The 21,137-nt window shown below is 71.9% G+C and carries 16 protein-coding genes and 1 other RNA gene; 8 read left to right on the forward strand and 9 right to left on the reverse strand.

Going from position 1 to position 21,137, the window contains the following annotated elements:
- The first annotated feature begins 149 nt into the window (after window positions 1-149).
- Genes AB0K18_RS25330 through AB0K18_RS25340 form a run of 3 tightly spaced genes read left to right on the forward strand, consistent with a single transcriptional unit; the run spans window position 150 to window position 3,826 of the window.
- On the forward strand, window positions 150-1,316 hold the full coding sequence (locus tag AB0K18_RS25330) for an acyl-CoA dehydrogenase family protein (RefSeq protein ID WP_364918491.1): 1,167 nt from the start codon (window positions 150-152) through the stop codon (window positions 1,314-1,316).
- Window positions 1,313-2,335, forward strand: coding sequence for an acyl-CoA dehydrogenase family protein (locus AB0K18_RS25335; protein WP_364918494.1), 1,023 nt, complete (start codon window positions 1,313-1,315; stop codon window positions 2,333-2,335). Before AB0K18_RS25330 ends, AB0K18_RS25335 begins: the two co-directional genes overlap by 4 nt.
- The gene (locus tag AB0K18_RS25340) at window positions 2,336-3,826 is read left to right on the forward strand and encodes an AMP-binding protein (RefSeq protein WP_364918497.1); all 1,491 of its coding nucleotides are present in this window, start codon (window positions 2,336-2,338) and stop codon (window positions 3,824-3,826) included.
- Here the strand turns inward: AB0K18_RS25340 and AB0K18_RS25345 are convergent.
- From AB0K18_RS25345 to AB0K18_RS25365, 5 genes are all read right to left on the reverse strand, one after another.
- Window positions 3,805-4,800: a YafY family protein gene (locus AB0K18_RS25345; RefSeq protein ID WP_364918499.1), complete on the reverse strand. Its 996-nt coding sequence runs from the start codon at window positions 4,798-4,800 to the stop codon at window positions 3,805-3,807. The genes AB0K18_RS25340 and AB0K18_RS25345 overlap by 22 nt on opposite strands.
- A gap of 51 nt (window positions 4,801-4,851) precedes the next feature.
- Window positions 4,852-5,796, reverse strand: coding sequence for a zinc-binding dehydrogenase (locus AB0K18_RS25350; RefSeq protein WP_364918502.1), 945 nt, complete (start codon window positions 5,794-5,796; stop codon window positions 4,852-4,854).
- A 95-nt stretch (window positions 5,797-5,891) separates the two neighbouring features.
- The gene (locus AB0K18_RS25355) at window positions 5,892-7,322 is read right to left on the reverse strand and encodes an Nramp family divalent metal transporter (RefSeq protein WP_364918504.1); all 1,431 of its coding nucleotides are present in this window, start codon (window positions 7,320-7,322) and stop codon (window positions 5,892-5,894) included.
- Between the two features lie 64 nt (window positions 7,323-7,386).
- Complete coding sequence (locus AB0K18_RS25360) at window positions 7,387-8,160, reverse strand: GNAT family N-acetyltransferase (protein WP_364918507.1); 774 nt, start codon at window positions 8,158-8,160, stop codon at window positions 7,387-7,389.
- 163 nt (window positions 8,161-8,323) lie between these two features.
- Window positions 8,324-8,872, reverse strand: a complete 549-nt coding sequence (locus AB0K18_RS25365) for a DinB family protein (protein ID WP_364918509.1) — start codon at window positions 8,870-8,872, stop codon at window positions 8,324-8,326.
- A gap of 97 nt (window positions 8,873-8,969) precedes the next feature.
- Here AB0K18_RS25365 and AB0K18_RS25370 point away from each other — a divergent pair, with 97 nt between their 5' ends.
- Entirely contained in the window at window positions 8,970-9,929 is a 960-nt protein-coding gene (locus AB0K18_RS25370; protein WP_364918511.1) for a YafY family protein, read from the forward strand.
- A gap of 329 nt (window positions 9,930-10,258) precedes the next feature.
- Here the strand turns inward: AB0K18_RS25370 and AB0K18_RS25375 are convergent, their stop codons facing one another.
- The 3 genes from AB0K18_RS25375 to AB0K18_RS25385 form a co-directional block, all read right to left on the reverse strand.
- Complete coding sequence (locus tag AB0K18_RS25375) at window positions 10,259-11,356, reverse strand: M20 family metallopeptidase (RefSeq protein WP_364918513.1); 1,098 nt, start codon at window positions 11,354-11,356, stop codon at window positions 10,259-10,261.
- 244 nt (window positions 11,357-11,600) lie between these two features.
- Window positions 11,601-12,626, reverse strand: a complete 1,026-nt coding sequence (locus AB0K18_RS25380) for a dipeptidase (RefSeq protein WP_364918514.1) — start codon at window positions 12,624-12,626, stop codon at window positions 11,601-11,603.
- 95 nt (window positions 12,627-12,721) lie between these two features.
- Window positions 12,722-14,173, reverse strand: coding sequence for an NAD(P)/FAD-dependent oxidoreductase (locus tag AB0K18_RS25385; RefSeq protein WP_364918516.1), 1,452 nt, complete (start codon window positions 14,171-14,173; stop codon window positions 12,722-12,724).
- Window positions 14,174-14,276: 103 nt separating this feature from the next.
- Here AB0K18_RS25385 and AB0K18_RS25390 point away from each other — a divergent pair, with 103 nt between their 5' ends.
- The 4 genes from AB0K18_RS25390 (at window position 14,277) to rnpB (ending at window position 17,739) form a co-directional block, all read left to right on the forward strand.
- Window positions 14,277-15,077, forward strand: coding sequence for a Nif3-like dinuclear metal center hexameric protein (locus AB0K18_RS25390; RefSeq protein ID WP_364918519.1), 801 nt, complete (start codon window positions 14,277-14,279; stop codon window positions 15,075-15,077).
- Window positions 15,078-15,079: 2 nt separating this feature from the next.
- On the forward strand, window positions 15,080-15,820 hold the full coding sequence (locus tag AB0K18_RS25395) for a C4-type zinc ribbon domain-containing protein (RefSeq protein WP_364918522.1): 741 nt from the start codon (window positions 15,080-15,082) through the stop codon (window positions 15,818-15,820).
- Window positions 15,817-17,202: a bifunctional RNase H/acid phosphatase gene (locus AB0K18_RS25400; RefSeq protein ID WP_364918525.1), complete on the forward strand. Its 1,386-nt coding sequence runs from the start codon at window positions 15,817-15,819 to the stop codon at window positions 17,200-17,202. Before AB0K18_RS25395 ends, AB0K18_RS25400 begins: the two co-directional genes overlap by 4 nt.
- Window positions 17,203-17,348: 146 nt before the next feature.
- Window positions 17,349-17,739: RNase P RNA component class A (gene rnpB, locus AB0K18_RS25405), an RNA gene on the forward strand.
- 167 nt (window positions 17,740-17,906) lie between these two features.
- Here the strand turns inward: rnpB and AB0K18_RS25410 are convergent.
- Entirely contained in the window at window positions 17,907-21,095 is a 3,189-nt protein-coding gene (locus AB0K18_RS25410; protein WP_364918528.1) for a BTAD domain-containing putative transcriptional regulator, read from the reverse strand.
- Window positions 21,096-21,137 lie beyond the last annotated feature (42 nt).

A 21,137-nucleotide genomic window follows, 5' to 3' on the forward strand; every position in this document is an offset into this window, starting at 1 on the left:
CCTGCAGGTCAGGTGATCACATCGGGCGGCTTCTCCTCGAATCATCGGAGATTCCATGACGAATCACCCCGGCACCCACCAGAGCAATGCTCTATGCGTGCCGGGGTGAGCTGACTAGAGTAAGTGAGCACTGATGCCGAGGAGTCGAAGTGAACCTTGCTGAGTATCGGCGTGCGGCCAGAGGCTGGCTGCAGGAGAACGCACCGACCGACGACTACCCGGAGGCCGACGGGATCTCCCGCGCCAAGGAGTTCATGGCCAAGCTGTACGACGCCGGCTACTCCGGCATCAGCTGGCCCGAGCAGTGGGGCGGCCAGGGCCTGACCCAGGCGGAGGAGCGGGTGTTCGCCGAGGAGGCCCGCGACTTCACCCTGCCCACCTACGTCTTCTCGATCGGCCTCGGCATGACCGGGCCGACGATCGTCGACCGGGGGAGCGACGCCCTGCGTGAGCGGTTCATCCGGCCGCTGCTGCGCGGCGAGGAGGTCTGGTGCCAGCTCTTCTCCGAGCCGGGCGCCGGCAGCGACGTGGCCAGCCTGCAGACCAGGGCCGTACGCGACGGCGACCACTGGATCATCGACGGCCAGAAGGTGTGGACCTCCGTCGCGCACCACGCCGACTGGGGCCTGCTGCTCGCCCGCACCGACGCCGACCGGCCCAAGCACAAGGGCCTGACCATGTTCGTGGTGGACATGCACCACCCCGGCGTGACGGTCAGGCCGCTGAAGGACATGTCGGGCCGGGCCAACTTCAACGAGATCTTCTTCGACGCCGTGCCGATCCCCGACGAGCACCGCGTCGGCGAGGTCAACGACGGCTGGAGCGTGGCCGTCACGACGCTGCTGCACGAGCGGCTGTCGATCTCGGCGGGCGTCGGCATGAGCGGCCAGAAGGAGAACCCGGCCGCGCTCGACGCGCTGCGCAGGCAGGTCGACACCGCCGACCCGCTGGTCCGCGACGAGCTCGTCGAGCTGCACATCCGCAGCCGCGCGCTGGAGCTGTTCAACGAGCGGCTGTCGCAGGAGACCAGGGCCGGCGTCTTCCCCGGCGCCCGCGGCAGCGCCGCCAAACTGCTGCTGGCCGAGCTGACCCAGTTCCAGGCCGACCTCGCCACCCGGCTCGTCGGCCCCGAGTCCACGCTGGCCGACCACCCGCTCGCCCGCGCGATCTCCATGGCTCCCGGCATGGCGCTGGGCGGCGGCACCAACGAGATCATGCGCAACATCATCGGTGACCGCGTGCTCGGCCTGCCGCCGGAGCCGCGCGTGGACAAGACCGTGCCGTTCAAGGACCTGAAGGTGGGGACGCAGGGGTGAAGCTCGTACTCAGCACCGAACAGCAGGAGCTGCGCGCGGCCGTACGCGCCTTCCTGAGCGCCGCCTCGCCGCTCCCGAAGGCCCGCGAGGGGTACGACCCGCAGGTCTACGCGCGGCTCAACGGCGAGCTCGGCCTGTCCGGCCTGATCGTCCCCGAGGAGTACGGCGGCGCGGGCGCCGGGCTGAGCGAGCTGGCCGTCGCGCTGGAGGAGACCGGCGCGGCCCTGCTGCCGGGCCCCTTCCTCGCCACCGCGTTCGCCGCCATCACGCTCAGCCGGGTGCCCGACAAGGAACTGCTGGCCGGCATCGCCGAGGGCCGCGTCGCCGCCACCGTCCACTCCGCCGAGGTCTCCTACGACGGCGCCACCGCCTCCGGCCGGCTGCCCCAGGTGCTGTCCGGCATGGAGGCCGCCGTGCTGGTCGTGCCCGCCCGCACCGCCGACGGGCCCGTGCTGCTGACCGTCGATCTGGCCGGGCCCGGCGTCACCAGGACCCCGCTGGAGACGCTCGACCTCACCCGCGGCCAGGCCGACGTGGTGCTCGACGGCGCCCCCGCCCGCCTGCTCGGGCCCGCGCCCGAGAGCGGCGTCACCGAGCGGATGTGCGTGGCGCTGGCCGCCGAGCAGCTCGGCGTGATGCGCGCCGCGCTCGACGCCATCGTGGCCTACGCCAAGATCCGCGTCGCGTTCGGCCGGTACATCGGCTCCTACCAGGGCGTCAAGCACAAGCTCGCCGACATGCACGCCAAACTCGAACAGGCCGAGTCGATCGTCAGGTACGCCGCGTGGGCCGCCGACGAGTCGCCCGCCGACCTGCCGGAGGCGGCCGCGCTCGCCCAGGCGTACGTCGGCCGCGCCTGCTTCGAGGTGGCCCGCGACCACCTGCTGCTGCACGGCGGCATCGGCTACACCTGGGAGCACGACGCCCACCTGTTCTACAAAAGGGCCAAGGCCGACGAGGTGCTGCTCGGCCCGCCCCGCATCCACCGCGCCAGGCTCGCCGACCTCCTGGAGCTCTAGATGGACATCAGCGGCCTGCCCGGCTTCTACGCCATCGCCGCCGCCGACCCCGGCCGCCTCGCCGTGATCGACGCCGACGGCACCCGCACCACCTACGGTGAGCTGCTCGCCCGCGTCAACCAGGTCTCCCACGGGCTGCGCGCCCGCGGTCTCGGCACCGGCGACGTCGTCGCGGGCGTGCTGCCCAACGGCGTCGACGCGGTGGTCATGGTCATGGCCACCGGGCAGATCGGGCTCTACTACGTGCCGATCAACTGGCACCTGACCCAGGCGGAGATCGCGTACATCCTGAAGGACTGCGACGCCAAGGTCGTCGTCACCGGGCCCGACCACGCCGTGCCGGGCGGCGAGATCGGGACGGACGGGCTGGCCGCGGGCCAACCTGCCGAGGCGCCCGGCGACCGCACCTCCGGGGCCGTCATGTGGTACACCTCCGGCACCACCGGCTTTCCCAAAGGCGTGCAGCGCCCGCTGTCGGGAGCCGAGCCCGAGGCGATGGTGCCGCTGTACGTGTGGTTCCTCGGCGAGGTCGTGGACCTCACGCCGGGCGACGCGCGGCACCTCGTCACCTCGCCGATGTACCACTCGGCGCCGTGCGCGCACGCCCAGTTCGCGCTGCATCTCGGGCACACCGTGGTGATCGCGCCCCGCTTCGACCCGGTCAACATCCTGGAGCTGATCGACCGCCACCGCATCGCCAACGCCATGATGGTGCCGACCATGTTCCACCGGATGCTGCAGTTGCCCGACGAGGTGCGGGCCCGCTACGACCTGTCCAGCCTGCGGCAGGTCATCCACACCGCCGCCGCGTGTCCCGTCGCGGTCAAGCAGCAGATCATGGACTGGTGGGGGCCGGTCCTGTACGAGTATTACGGCTCGACCGAGTCCACCATCGCCTTCGCTGTCAAACCGCACGACTGGCTGGCCAGGCCCGGCACGGTCGGCCGCCCGGTGCCCACGTTCGAGGCGAAGATCTGCGACGAGTCCGGCGGCGAGTTGCCTCCCGGCTCGCCCGGCCTGGTCTACGTCAAATCCAGCATGGGGACGTTCGAGTACCGCAAGGACCCCGGCAAGACGGCCGCCAGCATGCTGGGGGAGTGGTACACCCCCGGCGACATCGGCTACTTCGACGACGACGGTTACCTGTTCCTGTGCGACCGGCGTACCGACCTGATCGTCTCCGGCGGGGTGAACATCTACCCCGCCGAGATCGAGGCGGCGCTGCTCGAACATCCCGCCGTCGCCGACGTGGCCGTCATCGGGGTGCCCGACGAGGAGTGGGGGCACGTCGTGGTCGCGCTCGTCCAGCCCGCCGCGAGCGCCGAGCCGGGGCCCGCGCTGACGGCCGAGCTGCTGGAGCACTGCGGGCCGCGCATCGCCCGGTTCAAGCAGCCCAGGCTGATCGAATACCGGGAGGTGCTGCCGCGGACGCCGACCGGCAAGCTGTCGCGCTCGAAGGTCCGCGAGGACTACCTCGCCTCCCGTCCCTGATCGCCCGCCCGTCTCCCGCCGCTCGCCCTGCCCGCCCGCCGGTAGCGGTCCGCCAGCTCCAGCACGTGCTGGGCCAGCTCCGGCGGGTCGAGCACTTCGAAGTCCACGCCGACGAACCCGATCCACACCGCGATGCCCCGCAGGTCGTCGCCGCCCAGGCCGACCACGCAGGTGCCGGCGTCCACCGGCTCGACGTCCAGGGGCAGCCGCAGCGAGCGCACGTGGTCGGCCGACGCCCGCAGCAGCACCTTCGCGTGGTGCCGCTGCATCGCCGTGCTCACCCCTCGTTCCACGTACGCCGCCACGTCGCCGTCGCCCGGCAGCTCCCTCGGCGCGAACCGGGGGCCTGACGGCGTGCGCGGGCGCACCCTGTCCACCCGGAACGTGCGCCAGTCCCGCCGGTCCACGTCGTAGCCGACCAGGTACCAGCGTCCCCGCCGGTGCACCAGCCGGTGCGGCTCGACGTCGCGCACGCTCTCCTCGCCGTCGTGGCCGGAGTAGTCGAACCGCAGCCGCTCGTGGTCGCGGGCGGCGTTCGCGATCGTCGTCAGCACCTCGGGGGCCACCTGCGGCGCCGTCCCCGGGATCTGCACCGTGTACGCGTTGAGCGCGCTCACCCGCCGCCGCAGCCTCGCCGGCAGCACCTGTTCGAGCTTGGCCAGCGCGCGTACCGACGTCTCCTCGATCCCCTCGACGCCGCCCCCGGCCGCCCGCCCCAGCCCGACCGCGACCGCCACCGCCTCCTCGTCGTCCAGCAGCAGCGGCGGCAGTGCCGCCCCCGCCCCCAGCCGGTACCCGCCGGCCACGCCCGGGGTGGCGTGCACGGGGTAGCCGAGCGACCGCAGCCGCTCGACGTCGTTGCGGATCGTCCGCGTCGACACCCCGAGCCGCTCGGCCAGCTCGGGGCCCGGCCAGTCGCGGTGGGCCTGGAGCAGGGACAGGAGCTTGAGCAGACGGGCCGAGGTGTCGAGCATGGTCACCAGTGTGGCGGCAATCGCGGCAAGAGGGTTGCCGCAATGCTCAGGTCATTCGGAGACCAGCAGCAACGCCTTGCCCACCAGCCGGCGGCCCTCCAGCGCGGCGTGCGCCTCGGCGGCGCGCTCCAGCGGGACCTCCAGCCCGATATCGGCCACCAGCCGTCCGGCCGCCGCCTCCCGCAGCGCCCGTCCGGCGAGCTCCCTGAACGTGTCCGGCGCGAACTGGACCTGCTCCATCCCGACGACCCGCACCCCGCGCCGCGCGGCCTCCGCCGGGTCGATCAGCGCGACCGACCCGCTGGGCACCCCGTAGGCGAAGAACCGCCCGCCGGATCCCAGCAGCTCGAACGCGGCCCCGCCCACCTCGCCCCCGACGCCGTCGAAGACCACCTCGACCGGCCCCGCGACCTCCTGATAGCCGACGACGACGTCAGCCCCGGCAGCCGAGGCCGCACGTCGCTTGGCCGGGTCGTGCGCCGCCGCCGTCACGTGGGCGCCGGCCGCCCGCGCCAGCCGTACGACGGCCAGCCCCAGCGCCCCACCGGCCCCCGTGACCAGCACCTCGGCGCCGGGCTTCAGCTCAGCCGCCCCCACCAGGCTCAGCGCGGCCGGCCCCACCTGGAGCAACGCCGCGGCCTGCCGCGACGACACCTCGTCAGGCACCTCCACGAGGGTCTCCACGCCGGCGACGGCCCGCTCGGCGTAGGCACCCCCACCGGGCAGCAGCGCCGCGACCCGCCGTCCCATCCAGGAGCCGTCCACCCCCTCACCCACGGACACCACCAGCCCCGCCACCCCGGTGCCCGGCACGAACGGCGGCTCCGCGGGGAACCAGTCCCGCCCCCACCCGGCGCGCAATTGGGCGTCGATGGACATGACGTCCACCACCGACACCCCGATGACCACCTGCCCGGGCCCCGCCACCGGTTCGGGAGCCCGCGCCACGCGCAGCACCTCGGGACCGCCGTACTCCGTCACTTCAACGACTCGCATGCGTCCGAGTCTGCAAACTCAACCTCGGTTGAGGTCAACCGCGCCGGTGCGCGCCGGTGCGCGCCGGTGCGCGCGGCGCACCGGCGCGCCCGCCGTCACCCGAACAGCTTCTGCGCCTGCTGGAAGACCACGATCACGGTCAGCGTGCCGAAGAACAGCACCGACCAGACCAGCGCACCCAGCCGGTACGACCGCACCTTGATCGCCTCAGGCAGCGCCTTCCTGTTGAGGACGATCAGCAGGATCGAGTACACGAACATCATCACGGCCGCGAAGCACGCCGAGAACACCAGCAGGATCAGCGGCTGGTCCAGCCCCGCCAGCAGGATCACCGTGCCGACCAGCGCGATCGCCCACACCACGATGAAGTAGACCCGGTTGACCGAGACCGCCTTGTCCCGCAGGTAGACGGTCTTGAGGGTGTCGGAGGCCAGCCGCGAGGTGTAATCGACGATGCCCATCGCCGACGCGAACAACGCCAGCGCCCCGATCACCCAGAACAGCACACCGAACCACGGCCCGACGACGTCCATCAGCACCCGGCCCTCGGCCTCCAGGAACGCGATGCTGTTCTCCAGGCCCGGCCGGCCGAACACCGTCGAGTACGCCAGCATCGACATGAGCGCGATCGTCACGAACGACACCATGGCGAACGTCCACGCCTGCTCCACGTTCGCGAAACGCCACCACGCCTTCCAGCGCGCCAGGTTCTCCTTCGTGGGCGCGAACTGGTAGCCGGTCGACGACACCGCCTCCTCGTGGCCGGTGACCGGGCTGACCAGGCGCGGCACGTACAGGCCCATGCCGAAGCCCTTGTCGCGGATCCAGTTGCTCTGGCACAGGTTCTGGCCGCCGCCGGCGCCCGCGTACGCGATGGCGCCCATGAGGACGGCGAAGTCGAGCGGCGGCACCGGGAAGCGGGCGCCGACCGTCAGGCCGCGGCCGAGCTGCAGCCAGCTCTCCGCGTTGATCGCGACCACGATCGCCACGATCGCCAGCGTCGCCACCAGGGCGATCTTCACGAAGATCACCTTCTCCAGCAGCGTGTAGATGACGGGCGCCAGCGTCAGCCCGGCCGCGATCACGATCAGCATGCCGATCGCGATGTAGCGCACCGAGCCCTGCCCTGAGCCCGTCAGGTACGTCACCATCGTCGCGGACGTGGTCACCCAGCCCGGCCAGAGGTTCGAGCACAACGTCATGATCACGAAGACCAGGCCCCAGTGTTTCCACATGCGGCTGAACCCGGTCAGCGCAGTCTCGCCGGTGGCCAGGGTGTAGCGCTCGATCTCCATGTTCAGGAACCACTGGGTGATGATGCCGATCGCGGCTCCCCAGATGAAGATCAGGCCGACCTGCGAGGCGATGTACGGCCAGAGGATGAACTCGCCCGACGCCAGCCCTACCCCCGCGCCCACCAGGCCGGGGCCGATGATGCGCCAGGTCGATCGGGGTGGCTCGGGGAGGTCGCGGACTTCGACGGTCGGTAGGACTCGCGCAGGAACGGTGGGGGTGAACTCCGTCATGCGGATCTCCTTGCTCGGCATTCCTGCCGCCACATTACAGAGATCCAAAACAGCAGTGGAATACCTAAGTAATCGACACGACGTATTCTCCGCGAGTGGTGAAACCCACCACATGACCGCCCGCCGCCATGGCTCCGCCCAGCGTTTCCCGCATCGCCCGGCGCCAGGCCCGCGCCGCGTACGCGTTGTCGCGCCGCAATCTCTCCACGTCGCTCGGCGTGCCCACCAGGAGCAACCTGCTTTTGTCACCGGTTTCGCGGACGGGCTCCCCGTTCGGCCCCTCCCACAACGTCATGGCCGCGTTCCGGGGCTCGTCGTCCGGCTCGATGTGCTCCTGGAGGTGCCAGACGGCCAGGAGGCGGTCGGAGGCGTCGCCCTCGTTGATCGCGTCGGCCATCACGCCGTAGAAGTCCGGCAGGTACTCCTCCGGGCGGGCGCCCAGTTTGACCAGGTTGAAGCGGGCGTTGCGGCGTACCAGGGGGTCGAACGTCCACGTGATGCGCTCCAGCCCCTGCTCCAGGCACCACCACCGCTGGTGCGCCTTGAGCGCGTACCCGATGCCCCGGCCCGCCACGGCCCCCGTCACGTGCGAGTGCAGCGCCCGCCTCGCGGCACGGAACCCCACCGACGCCCCGACCAGCTCGTCGCCCGCGTACGCGCCCGCCACGTAGTTCCCGGTGTGCGCGAACCCCACCATCAGCTCCACCGTCGCCGGCACGTTCGTCGGCCCAGGGCGCCAGATCTCGTCGAAGAGCCGGTAGACCTGCTCGAACTCGCCGATCTCCCGCAGCTCCCTGACCCTCACACCGGCCCTGGCCGCCGCCTCCTCGTGCTCCATGCCTTCATTTACGCACGCCCCCGAACCCCACAACCCCTCGCCCCCCGCCTCCTGACCCCCGACCTTGAACCCCGCCCCCGGCCCCGCCCCCGGCCCCCGCCCCCGGCCCCCACCTCTGCGTACCGGGGCCGGGGCGGGCAGCCTGTGGAGGCACAGGAGGGCCTCAGCCCATGCTCTTCGCGCCGTCGAGCGACTCACGGATGATGTCGGCGTGCCCGGAGTGCTGAGCCGTCTCGGCGACGATGTGGATCAGCACCCGCCGGGCCGACCACCGGACGCCGGGCTGGAACCACGGCGCCTCGGGAAGCGGGTGGGCGACACCCAGGTCGGGCAGGGTGGCGACCACCTCGTCCGTCCTCCTGGCCACCTCCTCGTACGCCTCCAGCACCCCGGCCAGCGTCTCACCGGGCAGCAGTTCGAACTCCGCCTCCCGCGCGGCGTAGTCCTCCTCGGTCATGTCCGCGAAGTTCTTCATCGCAGAAGTGCCGTTCAGGATGAAGTCCACCCAGCCCTTCTCGACCTGGGTCACGTGCTTGATCAGGCCACCGAGGCACAGCGCGCTGACGGTGGTGCGCATGCGGGCCTGCTCGTCGGTGAGGCCCCGGGTGGTGAAGCGCAGGAAGTGCCGGCTCTGCGCCAGCTCGGCCAGCAGGTCGGCGCGCTCCCCGGTCACCTCGGCGGTGCTGCTCGTGCTCGGCGTGTCGACGGTCATGGGCGGTGCCTCCCTGGTTGCGTTCTCGCTCGTTCACCTAAAGAATGACGCCCATTGTGGCCACTTTCCGTCCTCAATAGCGGAGAGACTGAAAAACATGGCGAACACCAGCACCCGTACCTTGCGCCTGCTGTCCCTGCTCCAGACCCACCGCTACTGGCCCGGCGCCGAGCTGGCGGATCGGCTCGGCGTGTCGGCGCGCACCCTGCGCAGGGACATCGACCGGCTCCGTGAGCTGGGCTACCCGGTGCAGGCCCAGCGCGGCGTCGACGGCGGCTACCAGCTCGCCGCAGGGGCCGCGCTCCCGCCGCTGGTGATCGACGACGAGGAGGCCGTCGCCCTGGCCGTCGGCCTCCAGGCCGCCGCCCAGAATCCGGTGGAGGGCATCGCGGAGTCGTCCGTACGGGTGCTCGCCAAGGTCGTACAGGTCATGCCGGTACGCCTGCGCCGCCGCATCGACGCGCTGCGCGTCATGACCGTCTCCGCCGGCTGGGGCAACCCCGCCAAAGCCGCCGCCGACCCGTCCGTCCTCACCACCATCGCGCTGACCTGCCGCGACAACGAACGCATCCGCTTCACCTACACCGCCGCCGACGGCCGCACCACCGAGCGCCACGCCGAGCCCCACCGCCTGGTGTCGCTGGGACACCGCTGGTACCTGGTCGCCTACGACCTCACCCGCCACGACTGGCGCAGCTTCCGCATCGACCGCCTGTCCGACCCGCAGAGCACGGGGGCCCGCTTCCGCCCCCGCGACCTCCCCACCGCCGACGCCGCCGAATTCATCCAGTCCAGCCTCGACAACGTCTCCCCGCAGTCCTACCGCACCCAGGTCCTCGTCCACGCCCCAGCGGAGGAGGTCCGCACCCGCATAGGCCGCTGGGCCACAGTGGAGGAAACCGAGCCCGGCCAATGCATGGTCTACATGATGACCGACAGCCTGGACTGGCCGATCATGGCCGTCGGCACCCTGGACGCCGACTTCCGCGTCATCAGCCCCCCAGAACTCCTCACCCGCTTCCACACTCTGGGCACCCGCTTCACCCGCGCCCAGTAAAACCGGCAAGCCCCCCGCGCTCCCACACCCCCGCACTCGGATCACGCGCCCATGCAGTGACACGGCCAGGCACCCACGCGGATACACCTAGACGGCCCCGGCCCCGGCCCCGGCCCCGGCCCCGGCCCCGGCCCGGCCCCGGCCCCGGCCCGGCCCCGGCCCCGGCCCGGCCACGCAGCTGCATGGCCACGCAGCTGCACGGCAATCAGGTCGCGCGCGGCCGCGTGAGCAGGCGGGCCGCCACACCGGTCAGGCGGTCCGTCGTGGCGGTCTCGTGATGACGCGGTCGCGCGGGCGGAGGCGGGGGAGTGGGCGGCGGGAGCAGGGGCTCAGCGGACGGCCTCGATCAGGGCGCGGAGCAGGGCGGTGCGGCTGGGGAGTTCGGAGACCAGGACGTGTTCGTGGTCGGCATGTGCCCCGCCCCCGACGGCGCCCAGGCCGTCCAAGGTGGGGCAGCCCACGCCGGCCGTGAAGTTGCCGTCGGAGGCGCCGCCCACCGAGGCCGAGGTCAGCGCGGGCAGGCCCAGCCCCGCCGCCAGCTCCTGGGCCAGGGCGAAGAGCGAGGCCGACATGGAGGCTTCGAGCGGCGGCCGGTTGGGCCCGCCGACGACGTCGAGACGGGTGCCGGGCACGACGGGCCGCAGCGCGTGCATCGCGGCATCGACCCGCTCTTGCTCGGCCACCTCCGCCACCCGCACGTCCACCCCCACGGAGGCGAAGGCGGGGACGGTGTTGAGCGTCGAGCCGCCGGACAGGACCGTCGGCGTCACGGTCGTCGCCCCCGCGCCGAGCCCGGCGATGGCCAGGATCTGGTGCGCGAGCTCGATGCCCGCATTGGCCCCCTTCTCCGGCTCCAGCCCGGCGTGCGCCGCCTTGCCGTGCACGTTGACGGTGTAGAGCGAGGTGCCCTTCCTGACCGTCTTCAGCGCCCCGCCGTCGGCACTGGCCTCCATGACGAAGGCGGCGGCCAGCCCGCGCGCGGTGTCCTGGATCAGCCGCGACGACGTGATGGAGCCCACCTCCTCGTCACCGGTGACGAGCAGCGTGACGCCGTCGAGCGAGCCGAGCCCGGCCAGCGCGTGGAACGTCTGCACCAGCCCCGCCTTCATGTCGAACACACCCGGCCCCCTGGCCACCCCGTCGACCACCGACCACGGGTGGGTGGCGAGGCTGCCCATCGGCCAGACGGTGTCGTGGTGACCGAGCAGCAGCACCTTGGGCGTACCGAACGACCAGCGCAGGTGCGTCACGCCGTCGATCACCAGGAACTCGGGCCCGCTGCCCAGGTGGCGCGCCCCCATCGCGGCCACCACCTTGGCACTGCGGGCCACGGCCTCCAGATCGCTGGAGAACGACTCACACGTGACCAGCTCTTCGAGATCGGCCAGCATGGCCGCGAGCTGCGGAGAAGTGGTGCTGTCTGTCATGCCGGAAGTCCCCCGTGAGATGCGGTCGTGGTCGGAGAGGCGCTCACCCCGGCGGCGCGCCGAGGCCGCGTAGAAGAAGCGGCCGCACTGATCGCCCGCCGTGCCGGCGCGCGGAAGGCGATCGCACGGCCCGTTCGGACGCGGGAGGCCCGTGCGGTGGCGCCGGTCAGCGGGCTTGTACCGGTTGTCCGGGCGTGCAACGCCGCCGCGGTGGCGCGGGTGTCCAGACGTACGGGACGCGGCATCAGAGCAGTTCCCCGAGCAGGCGGTGGACGTTGCCCCCGACGATCCGCATGACGTCCTTCTCCGGGAGGCCGCGCGCCAGCAGCCCTTCCGTCACCATGGGCAGCCCCCTCGGCCCCTCCAGGCCGGGGATCGCCGCCTTCGGGTCGACGCCCCTCGCGTGGACGTCTTCGCAGCACGGTGGCGTCAGGTCGTCCATCACCTCGCGGATGAAGTCGGGCCCCAGCCCCACGTGGTCGATGCCGGCGACGGAGGCGACGTGTTCGATGTGGTCGAGCAGCCGGTCGAGCGTCATGTCCTCCGTGCGCTCGGCGAGGAACGGGGCGAAGAAGTTGACGCAGACCACGCCCCCGTTGGCGGCGACGGCGCGGAGCTGGTCGTCGGTGAGGTTGCGGTGGTGGTCGCGCAGGGCGCGGGCCGAGGAGTGGGTGGCGATGACGGGCCTGGTGGCGAGCTCGAGCACGTGGGCGACGCCGGAGGCACCCAGGTGGGAGACGTCGAAGATCATGCCGAGTCGCTCCATCTCCTGCAGCGCCTCGACGCCGTGCGAGGTCAGACGGCTGCCCGTGGCGTCTTGGCCGCTGCCGTCGGCCAGCGGTGTACGCCCGAAGTGGGCGATCGACGCCACCCGCACCCCCAGCCGGTGCATGGTGGGGATCAGCTCGACGCTGGCGTCGATGCCGGGCATGCTCTCCATGGCCAGCACCAACGCGATCTTGCCCGCGTCGAGCGCCCGGTCGATGGCGGCGGCGTCGAGACAGAGGCTCACCTCGTCGGGGTTGCCCTCGGCCAGCACGTGAGCGCACTCGATCATCCGCAGCGTCTGCCGCAGCGCGCCCTCCGGCAGGTATTGGTCGTCGATGAAGACGGGCAGGATCTGCAGGTCGACCCCGCCGTCGCGGAGCTGCGGCAGCCACTGCTCGCGGAAGAACGAGGCCCACTGCTGCGGCGGGCGTGCGGAGACCGCCATGAGAAGGTCGTTGTGGGTGTCGGCCACGACTGCGCGCTGGTGCAGGGGAATCGTCATGGCCAGGACGCTACCTCGCGGTCATGACCAGCAACAATGTGCCCAGGTCCGATCTTTGGCGTCCGGCCCTGGTCCGACGCACAAGACGACGGGTCCTACCCAGGTCCGACGGCCCGGTACGCGGGCTCCGGCGGCCTGGCCGTCAGCCTGCGGTAGAGCGTCGTGGGCCCCGGCCAGTTGTTGGTGACGCGGCCGTCGGCCGTCTTGTACCAGCTCCTGCAGCCCGCGCCCCACACCATCCTGCTCATGGTGACGTCGAGCTGCCGCCGCCAGGCCGCCATCGCCTCGGGCCGCACCTCGATGGGCCCGGAGGCGCCGAGGCGCGGCAGGCACGCCATGATGTGCGCCACCTGGCACTCGATCATGAAGATGATGGAGTTGTGCCCCAGGTTGGTGTTGGGCCCGTACAGCATGAAGAGGTTGGGGAAGCCCGGAACGGAGATGCCGAGGTACGCCTCGGCGCCGTCCTTCCACCGCTCGCTCAGCGACCGTCCCTCGCGTCCGACCACCTCCATCGGCACCAGGAACTCGGTGCTCCTGAAGCCGGTGGCGTAGACGATCGTGTCCACCTCGTACGCGCCCTCAGCCGTATCAACGCCTTTGGGCGTGACGCGGGCGATCCGATCGGTCACGAGCGACACGTTCGGCCTGGTCAGGGCCGGATAGAAGGAGCTGTCGACGACCACCCGCTTGCAGCCGGGCGGATAGTCGGGGGTGAGCCCGGCCCGCAGCTCGGGGTCGGGCACCTGGTCGCGCAGGTGGCGCAGCGCCCGCTGCCTGAGTAACCCCTCGCTCCACCCCTGGGCCAGCGCCGGATAGAGGGTGCCCTCGGCGTACCTGTAGATCCACTCTCGGTACGCGCGCTGCAGCCCCGGCACGAACCGGAACGCCATCCGCGTCAAAGGCCCGAACGCGGCGTCCGGCTTGGGGATGACCCAGTTGGGGGTGCGCTGGAAGAGATAGAGGTGCTCGGCCCGCTCCGCCACCCGAGGTACGAGCTGTGCCGCCGACGACCCGGTGCCGATCACCGCGACGCGCCTGCCGGTCAGGTCGTGGCCGTGGTTCCAGCGGGCCGAATGGAAGCAGACACCCTCGAACTCGTCCATCCCGGATATGTCCGGCATGTGGGGTCGGTTGAGCTGTCCCACCGCCATGACGACCACGTCGAACGTCTCCGTGCGTTCGCCCTCGGTGGACGACGTGGTGACCTGCCAGGCGCCGCCGTCGAAGACCGCCCGCCGCACTTCCGTCCGTAAGCGGATTTTCCGCCTGACATCGTATTTATCGGCGCAATGCTGGAGGTAGTCGAGAATTTCCGGCTGCTCGGGATAGCGCCGCGTCCAGCTCGCGTACTTCTCGAACGAGTACGAGTACAGATGTGAGGGAATGTCACACCCCGCCCCGGGATAGCTGTTGTCCCGCCACGTACCGCCCAGATCCGCGGCCCTCTCGAAGACGGTGTACGTGTGGATCCCGGCCCTTTCCAGCCGGATCGCCATGCACAGCCCGCCGAAACCCGCTCCGATGATCGCGACGCGTGGCGCCATGCCAGTCCCTCCGCAAGTCAGGATCCACTTACATTACGCCGAACCCCGCCGCCGCGACACCCCTCCGCCTCCCGCGTACCGGTAGTCTGCGCAGGTGGCTGCTGTGACGTTGACGGACGTGATCGGAGTGCTCGAGGCGGCCTACCCGCCCGCCCGGGCCGAGTCGTGGGACGCGGTGGGGCTGGTCAGCGGAGACCCGGCCCAGGAGGTGCGGCGGGTGCTGCTGGCGGTCGACCCGGTCGCCGCCGTGGCCGACGAGGCGCTGGAGTGGGGCGCCGACCTGATCGTCACCCACCACCCCCTCTATCTGCGCGGCACCACCACCGTGGCCACCACCACGCCCAAGGGCCGCCTCATCCACACCCTGATCAAGAACGACGTCGCCCTCTACACCGCCCACACCAACGCCGACGTGGCCAATCCCGGCGTCTCCGACGCGCTGGCCAGGGCGGTCGGGCTGGTGGGCGACCTGGTGCCGCTCCAGCCGTTCCCCGACGACCCGTGGCGCGGGCTCGGCCGCATCGGCGAGCCGCCGGAGGAGACGACGCTGGAGGAGTTCGCCGCGCGGGTGGTCAAGGGCCTGCCCCGCACGTCGTGGGGCATCCGCGTGGCGGGCGAACCCGGCCGTCCCGTGCGGCGCGTCGCGGTCAGCGGGGGAGCGGGCGACTCCCTGCTCGGCGCGGCCAAGGCGGCGGGCGTCGACGTCTTCCTCACGGCCGATCTACGCCACCACCCGGCCAGCGAGTTCGTGGAGGCCGGCGGGCCCGCGCTGATCGACGCCGCCCACTGGGCGACCGAGTGGCCCTGGCTCGACAGCGCCGCGTCCATCCTGCACGAGAGTGGCGTTACCGTTGAAACGCGCGTCTCCGCCACGGTCACCGATGCTTGGACAAGAGGATATTGATCATGAAAGCAGCCCCTGAGGCACAGAAGCGACTGCTCGACCTGGCTGAGCTCGACTCCGTGCTTGATCGGCTGGCCCACCGCCGCCGCACTCTGCCGGAGCTGGCCGAGATCGACGAGCGCTCCAAGCGCTACGCCAAGCTCGTCACCCAGGTCATCGAGGCCGAGACCGAGGCGGGCGACCTGGCGCGTGAGCAGACCAAGGCCGAGAACGACGTCGACGCCGTACGCACCCGCGCCGACCGCGACCAGAAGCGCCTCGACTCCGGAGCCGTCACCTCGCCGCGCGACCTCGCGAGCCTGCAGTCCGAGATCGCCTCGCTGCACAAGCGGCAGGGCGACCTCGAGGAGGTCGTGCTGGAGATCATGGAACGCCGCGAGGCCGCCGACACCAAGGTGACCGACCTGATCACCCAGCGCGACGAGGTGCGCGCCGCGCTGTCGGCCGCCGAGGACCGTCGTGACGCCGCGCTCGCCGAGATCGAGAAGGAGGCGGCCGAGGTCCAGGGCCGCCGCGGGGGCGTCGCCGGCGACATCCCCGCCGACCTGCTCAAGCTCTACGAGAAGCTCAAGGAGCAGTACGGCGTCGGCGCCGCCATGCTGCACGGCGGCCGGTGCCAGGGCTGCAAGGTGGCCCTGTCCATCGCCGAGATGAACTCGATCAAGGCCGCCCCCCACGACGAGGTCGTCCGGTGCGAGGAATGCCGCCGCATCCTCGTCCGCACCCCAGAGTCGGGCCTGTGACCACCTACGTCATCGAGGCCGACGGCGGCTCGCGCGGCAACCCGGGCCCGGCCGGCTACGGCGCGGTCGTCAAAGACGCCTCCGACGGCCAGGTGCTGGCGGAGGCGGCGGAGGCGATCGGCGTCACGACCAACAACGTCGCCGAATACCGGGGCCTGATCGCCGGCCTGCGCGCCACGCTCGACCTGGCCGGCGAGGGCGCCCAGGTGGCCGTACGCATGGACTCCAAGCTCGTCATCGAGCAGATGGCGGGCCGCTGGAAGATCAAGAACGAGGGGCTACGGCCGCTGGCGGCGGAGGCGGGTTCGCTGGTCAGGCGGCTGCGGGTGACGGAGTGGACCTGGATCCCCCGCGAACGCAACAAGCACGCCGACCGCTTGGCCAACGAGGCCATGGACGCCGCCGCCCAGGGCCTGACCTGGACCGCCGGCGGCTCGTCCAAGGAGACCGCTGCTCCGGTTCGGCCGGTCGGGGGCGCCACGGCTCAAGACTCGGCCCGGCCGGAAGGATCCGCGCGAGGTGTGGCGGATGGTTCCGCCCGGCCGGAAGGATCCTCACGAGGTGCGGCGGATGGTTCGGCCCGGCCGGAGGGCCGCGTCAGAGGCGCCGCGGTCGCCACCGGTCCTGCGGCGCCGTCCGTACCCCGGCAGACCGACCTCCTCGACGCCGGCGAGCTGTCCGCCCCGACGGCCTCCGTCGCCACGGCCCAGCAGACCGCCCAGCGCACGGGGGAGCGCACCGGCACCGGCTGGGCCCCGCCCACCCGCGTCGCAACCTCGCTCCTCCTCCTGCGCCACGGCGAGACCGAGCTGTCCGTCCAGCGCCGCTTCTCGGGGCACGGCGACGCGGAGCTGACGGCCAACGGCCTGGCCCAGGCGTCGGCGGCGGCCGCCCGGCTGGCGCGGGAGCCGTACCGGCTGGACGTCATCGTCACCTCGCCCCTGACGCGCGCCCGCCAGACCGCGGAAGCGGTCGCCCAGCAGACCGGCCTCGACGTGGAGGTCTGCGACGACCTCAGAGAGGCCGACTTCGGCGCGTGGGAGGGCCACACGTTCACGGAGGTGCAGCGCCGCTGGCCCGACGAGCTCGCCGCCTGGCTCTCCGACCCGGCCGTCGCCCCGCCGGGCGGCGAGAGCTTCGCCCAAGCCTCCCGCCGCGTGCAGGCGGCCAGGGAGCACCTGATCGAACGGTACGAGGGCCGCACGGTGCTGGCGGTCTCCCACGTCACCCCCATCAAGCTGCTCCTCCAGGACGCCCTGACGGCCCCCCTCCAGGCGCTCTACCGCATGCACCTCGACCTGGCGTGCCTGTCGCTGATCGAGTACTACGCCGACGGCCCCGCCGTGGTGAAGACCTTCAACGACACCGCCCACCTGCGCTGATCGAGGCCGGGGCCGTGCCGGCACTGGCATGCACCGGCACGGCCCCGGGGGCGCCATCGTCCCCCTCAGGCGATGACGGCCCATTCCACCGATCCGATCTTGTCGATGACTTGGGGATGACCTGAGGTTTGATAACCTCCTCCAGACGAGTCGGCCGGGCGGCCGCGTCGGGCCTCCGGGCCCGCCGAGGAAGGTCCGGGCTCCACAGGGCAGGGTGGTCGGTAACGCCGACCCGGGGTGACCCGCGGGAAAGTGCCACAGAAAGCAGACCGCCTCCCGGCCTCGGCCGGAAGGTGAGGGTGAAAGGGTGGTGTAAGAGACCACCAGCGCCCACGGTGACGTGGGCGGCTAGGTAAACCCCACCCGGAGCAAGGTCAAGAAGGGACGCCTTTCGAGGCGTTCCGCGCGCGACGCTCGAGGGCTGCCCGCCCGAGTCGCGCGGGTAGACCGCTTGAGACCGCCGGCAACGGCGGTCCTAGATGGATGGTCGCCCCTTCGCAAGAAGGACAGAACCCGGCCTACAGGCCGACTCGTCCCCCACACCCTTGGCGGAAGGCTCAGCCGACAGCGTCGAAGTTTCCAGAGGGCACATCGGCGGCACACCCGCCGGACGCCAACTGCTTGTCGAGGGCCTTCCGCGCCCGTTCGGAGGCTTTCGGCGGCAGGTGCTTGCGTGCCGAATCGATGAAGTGGGGCTCAGGCTTCTAAGCGGACGGTGCGCAGCGGTGGTGGGTCTGTTGGGTTGCGTGGGTGTGCATTTGGGCTGCTTGGTCGTCGCCCAGGCGGTGGGCCAGGCGGGCCAGGATGTGGTGGGTCGGGCCCCAGCAGGCGGAGCCCATTCCGGCCACTACGTATTGGTCTGCGTACGGGATCAGGCGGTTGTACAGATCGCGGGGGTTCGGGGTGCCGAGGTGGGCGGCGACCAGGGCCCAGACTGGGAGGAGGAAGTCGGTGGTCCAGTCGTCGGGGATTTCGGTGCCCCATCGGGTCATCAGGTCGTGGGCCAGCTCTTCGCGGTTCGCCTCTATGGCAGCCAGCACGGCGAGCGGTCGTAGGGGGACCAGGTCGGGGGTGTCAGCGGCGGTTGTCAGGTCGTCCAGGATTTCGGGCACTCGGCCCTGGGCGCGGCGGCAGGTGTATGTCGTCACCAGGCGCCGGAACGACCGGCCCCACAACGTTGAGCCGAACTGCAGGTCGCCGTACTCGGCGAGCAGTTCTTCCGCGTCGTCCCACCTGCCGTCGAGGGTGGCGCGGGCGGTCTGGGCGATGCGGACCATCGACTCCAGCTCAGGACGCGGTGCCGCCTTCAGCAGCGTCTCGCAGCGGGCCAGCTCCCGGTCCCAGCTCGCCAGGTCGCCGTCGCGCAGCAGGCAGGACATCAGGAAGACCCGCGCCATCACCTCGCCGCTGACCGGCAGGCCGGGCAGGGCGGCCAGTTCCGCGGCCATCGCGCGGCGTTCGGCGTTGCGGCCGGGGCGGAACGCGGCGAGCAGGTAGTTGTTCATCGTCCTGGCCAGCAGGGGGACGTCCCCGACCTTTCTGGCGATCCTGACGGCTTCGGCGGCATGGCGTTCGCCCTCGGCGCCGCGCGGCCCGTAGTGCAGCTCCAGCGCCAGCGCGCCCAGCAGCGCGGCACGGTCGGGGTCGGTGAGCGGGCCGTCGAGCAGCTCTTCGATGACCGTCACCATGGCGTCGTCGACCACGCCGTACGCGCGCCAGTTCCACAGGGAAGGCCCGCCGGCCGCGGTGATTGCAGGGATCAGCGCCGCCCGGTCGCCGATCGCCCGGGCGAGGCGGATCGCCTCCTCCCAGTCGCCGCGTGCCTCCTGCGGCCGGCCGACGGCGCGGTGGGCCTGGCCGCGTTCGGTGAGCAGGCGGGCCCGTTCGCCGTCCCGGCCGGGCGGCAGCGCCGACAGGGCCATCGTCCAGAAGTCGACGGCCTCGGTGTGCGCGAGCTGGCCGGCGGCGTGGCGGGCGGCGCGGGAGGCGTACTTGACCGCTTTGTCCGCTCCGCCCAGCCGGACGGCCTGGGTGAAGTGGTGGGCCAGGATGGCCGACTCCGACTCCGGCAGCACGGGCTCCAGGGCCTCGCCCACGCGCAGGTGCAGGCGCGATCGCGCCAGCCGGCCGAGCCCGGCGTAGAGCGCCTCCCTGACCAGGGCGTGGGCGAACCGGTAGTCGGCCCCGTCCGGCGGCTCGACCAGCAGTCCCGTCGCGACGGCGGGTTCCAGGGACGTCATCACCTGCTCCGCCGTGCTGTCGGTCACGCTCTCCAGCAGGCCGGCGCCGACGTCGCGGCCGGCGACCGAGGCCGCGTGGAGCAGGGCGCGGGTCTCCTCGGGCAGCCGGGCGACGCGGCGTTCGATGACGTCGCGTACGCCGTCGGGCACCGCCTGCTCGCTTCCGCGCAGCCGCAGGAGCTCGCCGAGGTAGAAGGGGTTGCCGCCGGTCCTTTCCAGCAGCGTTCCTACCAGCCCTGGCTCTTCGGCGATCCGCTTGGCGCGCAGGTAGGACGCCACGTCGCCGGCGGTGAAGGGGCGCAGCTCCACGCGTTCGCCGGCTCGTGACAGCACGGCGAGGGTGTCGCGCAGCGCGTCGGGATGGTCGCCCGGCTCGGGGCGGCAGGTGACGAGGACGAGCAGGCGATGCCGTACGGCCGCCTGCGCGACGAAGCTCAGCAGCCGCAGCGAGGAGACGTCCGCCCAGTGCAGGTCGTCCAGGACGACGGCCGTCGGCGTCTCCTTCCGCGTCAGGACGTCGGCGACCTGCTCGTACAGGCCGAACACGTCCTGCTCGGGATCGGGCGCCCCGCCCGACAGCAGCCCTGAGCCGTCACCGGCCTCGCGCAGAATCTGCCTCCATGGCCAGTAGGCCGGTGCGGTGCCGTCCACGCACTGCCCCCAGACGACCTGGAAGCCGCGTGCGGCGGCGAGGTCGGCGGCGGCGCGGACGAGCCGGGTCTTGCCGATCCCCGCCTCCCCGGTGACCAGGACGACGCCGCCCCGGTCGCGCCGCGCCTCCCCCAGCACATGCTGCACCAGCTCCAGCTGGCCTGAGCGCGCGATGAGGCCGACCTCGCCAGGCTCCGGCGCGGGCTCTGTCACGGTGACCGGGGGAGGACGCAGATCCGGTGCCTGGTCGAAGACGGCCTGCTCCAGTTCGCGCAGCCCGGGTCCGGGGCTCAGGCCGAGGTCGTCGGCCAATCGGGTGCGTACGCGGCGCAGCGCGGCCAGCGCGTCGGCCTGCCGGCCTGACCGGTAGAGCGCGAGCACGAGCAACGACCAGGCACGCTCCCGGTACGGCTGGTGCTCGACGAGCGCCTCGAGACCGGGGATCAGGGAGGCCGTCTCGCCCAGGGCCAGCCTGGCGTCGAAGCGGTCCTCCATGGCCGTGACGCGCGTCTCGGCGAGCCGGGCGACGACGGGCTGGGCGAACTCCTCACCGGCGAACTCCCCGAGCGGATCGCCACGCCACAGATCGAGGGCACGGCCGAGGACGCCGGCCGCCCTCTCATGCGCGCCTTGAGCCAGCGCCACGCGGCCCTCGTCCGCCCAGGCGGTGAAGCGCCACAGATCGACCTGCCCCGGCGCGATGGCCAGCAGGTAACCGGGGTCGCGGGTCAGCAGGACGGCGGGCGGGGTGCGCGGCGGGCGTCCGGGCTCCAGGACCCGGCGAAGGTGGGCGATGTACGCCTGCAACGTACGGGTCGCCCCGGCAGGCGGCTCACCGGCCCACAGCTCCTCGATCAGCCGGTCGAGCGCCACGACCCGGCCGGGCTCCAGCGCGAGCATCGCCACCAGGGCGCGCTGCTTGCGCGTGCCGAGATCCAACGCCTTCCGGTCGCCGCCGGTCACCTCCAGCGGCCCGAACAGCCGGAACTCCAACCCCGTCATGACCCTTTCCCCCGGTATGCCGGACCTCACTCTAGGGCACCT

It is taken from the genome of Nonomuraea sp. NPDC049421, assembly GCF_040677005.1.
GTDB classification, from domain to species: Bacteria; Actinomycetota; Actinomycetes; order Streptosporangiales; family Streptosporangiaceae; genus Nonomuraea; species Nonomuraea salmonea.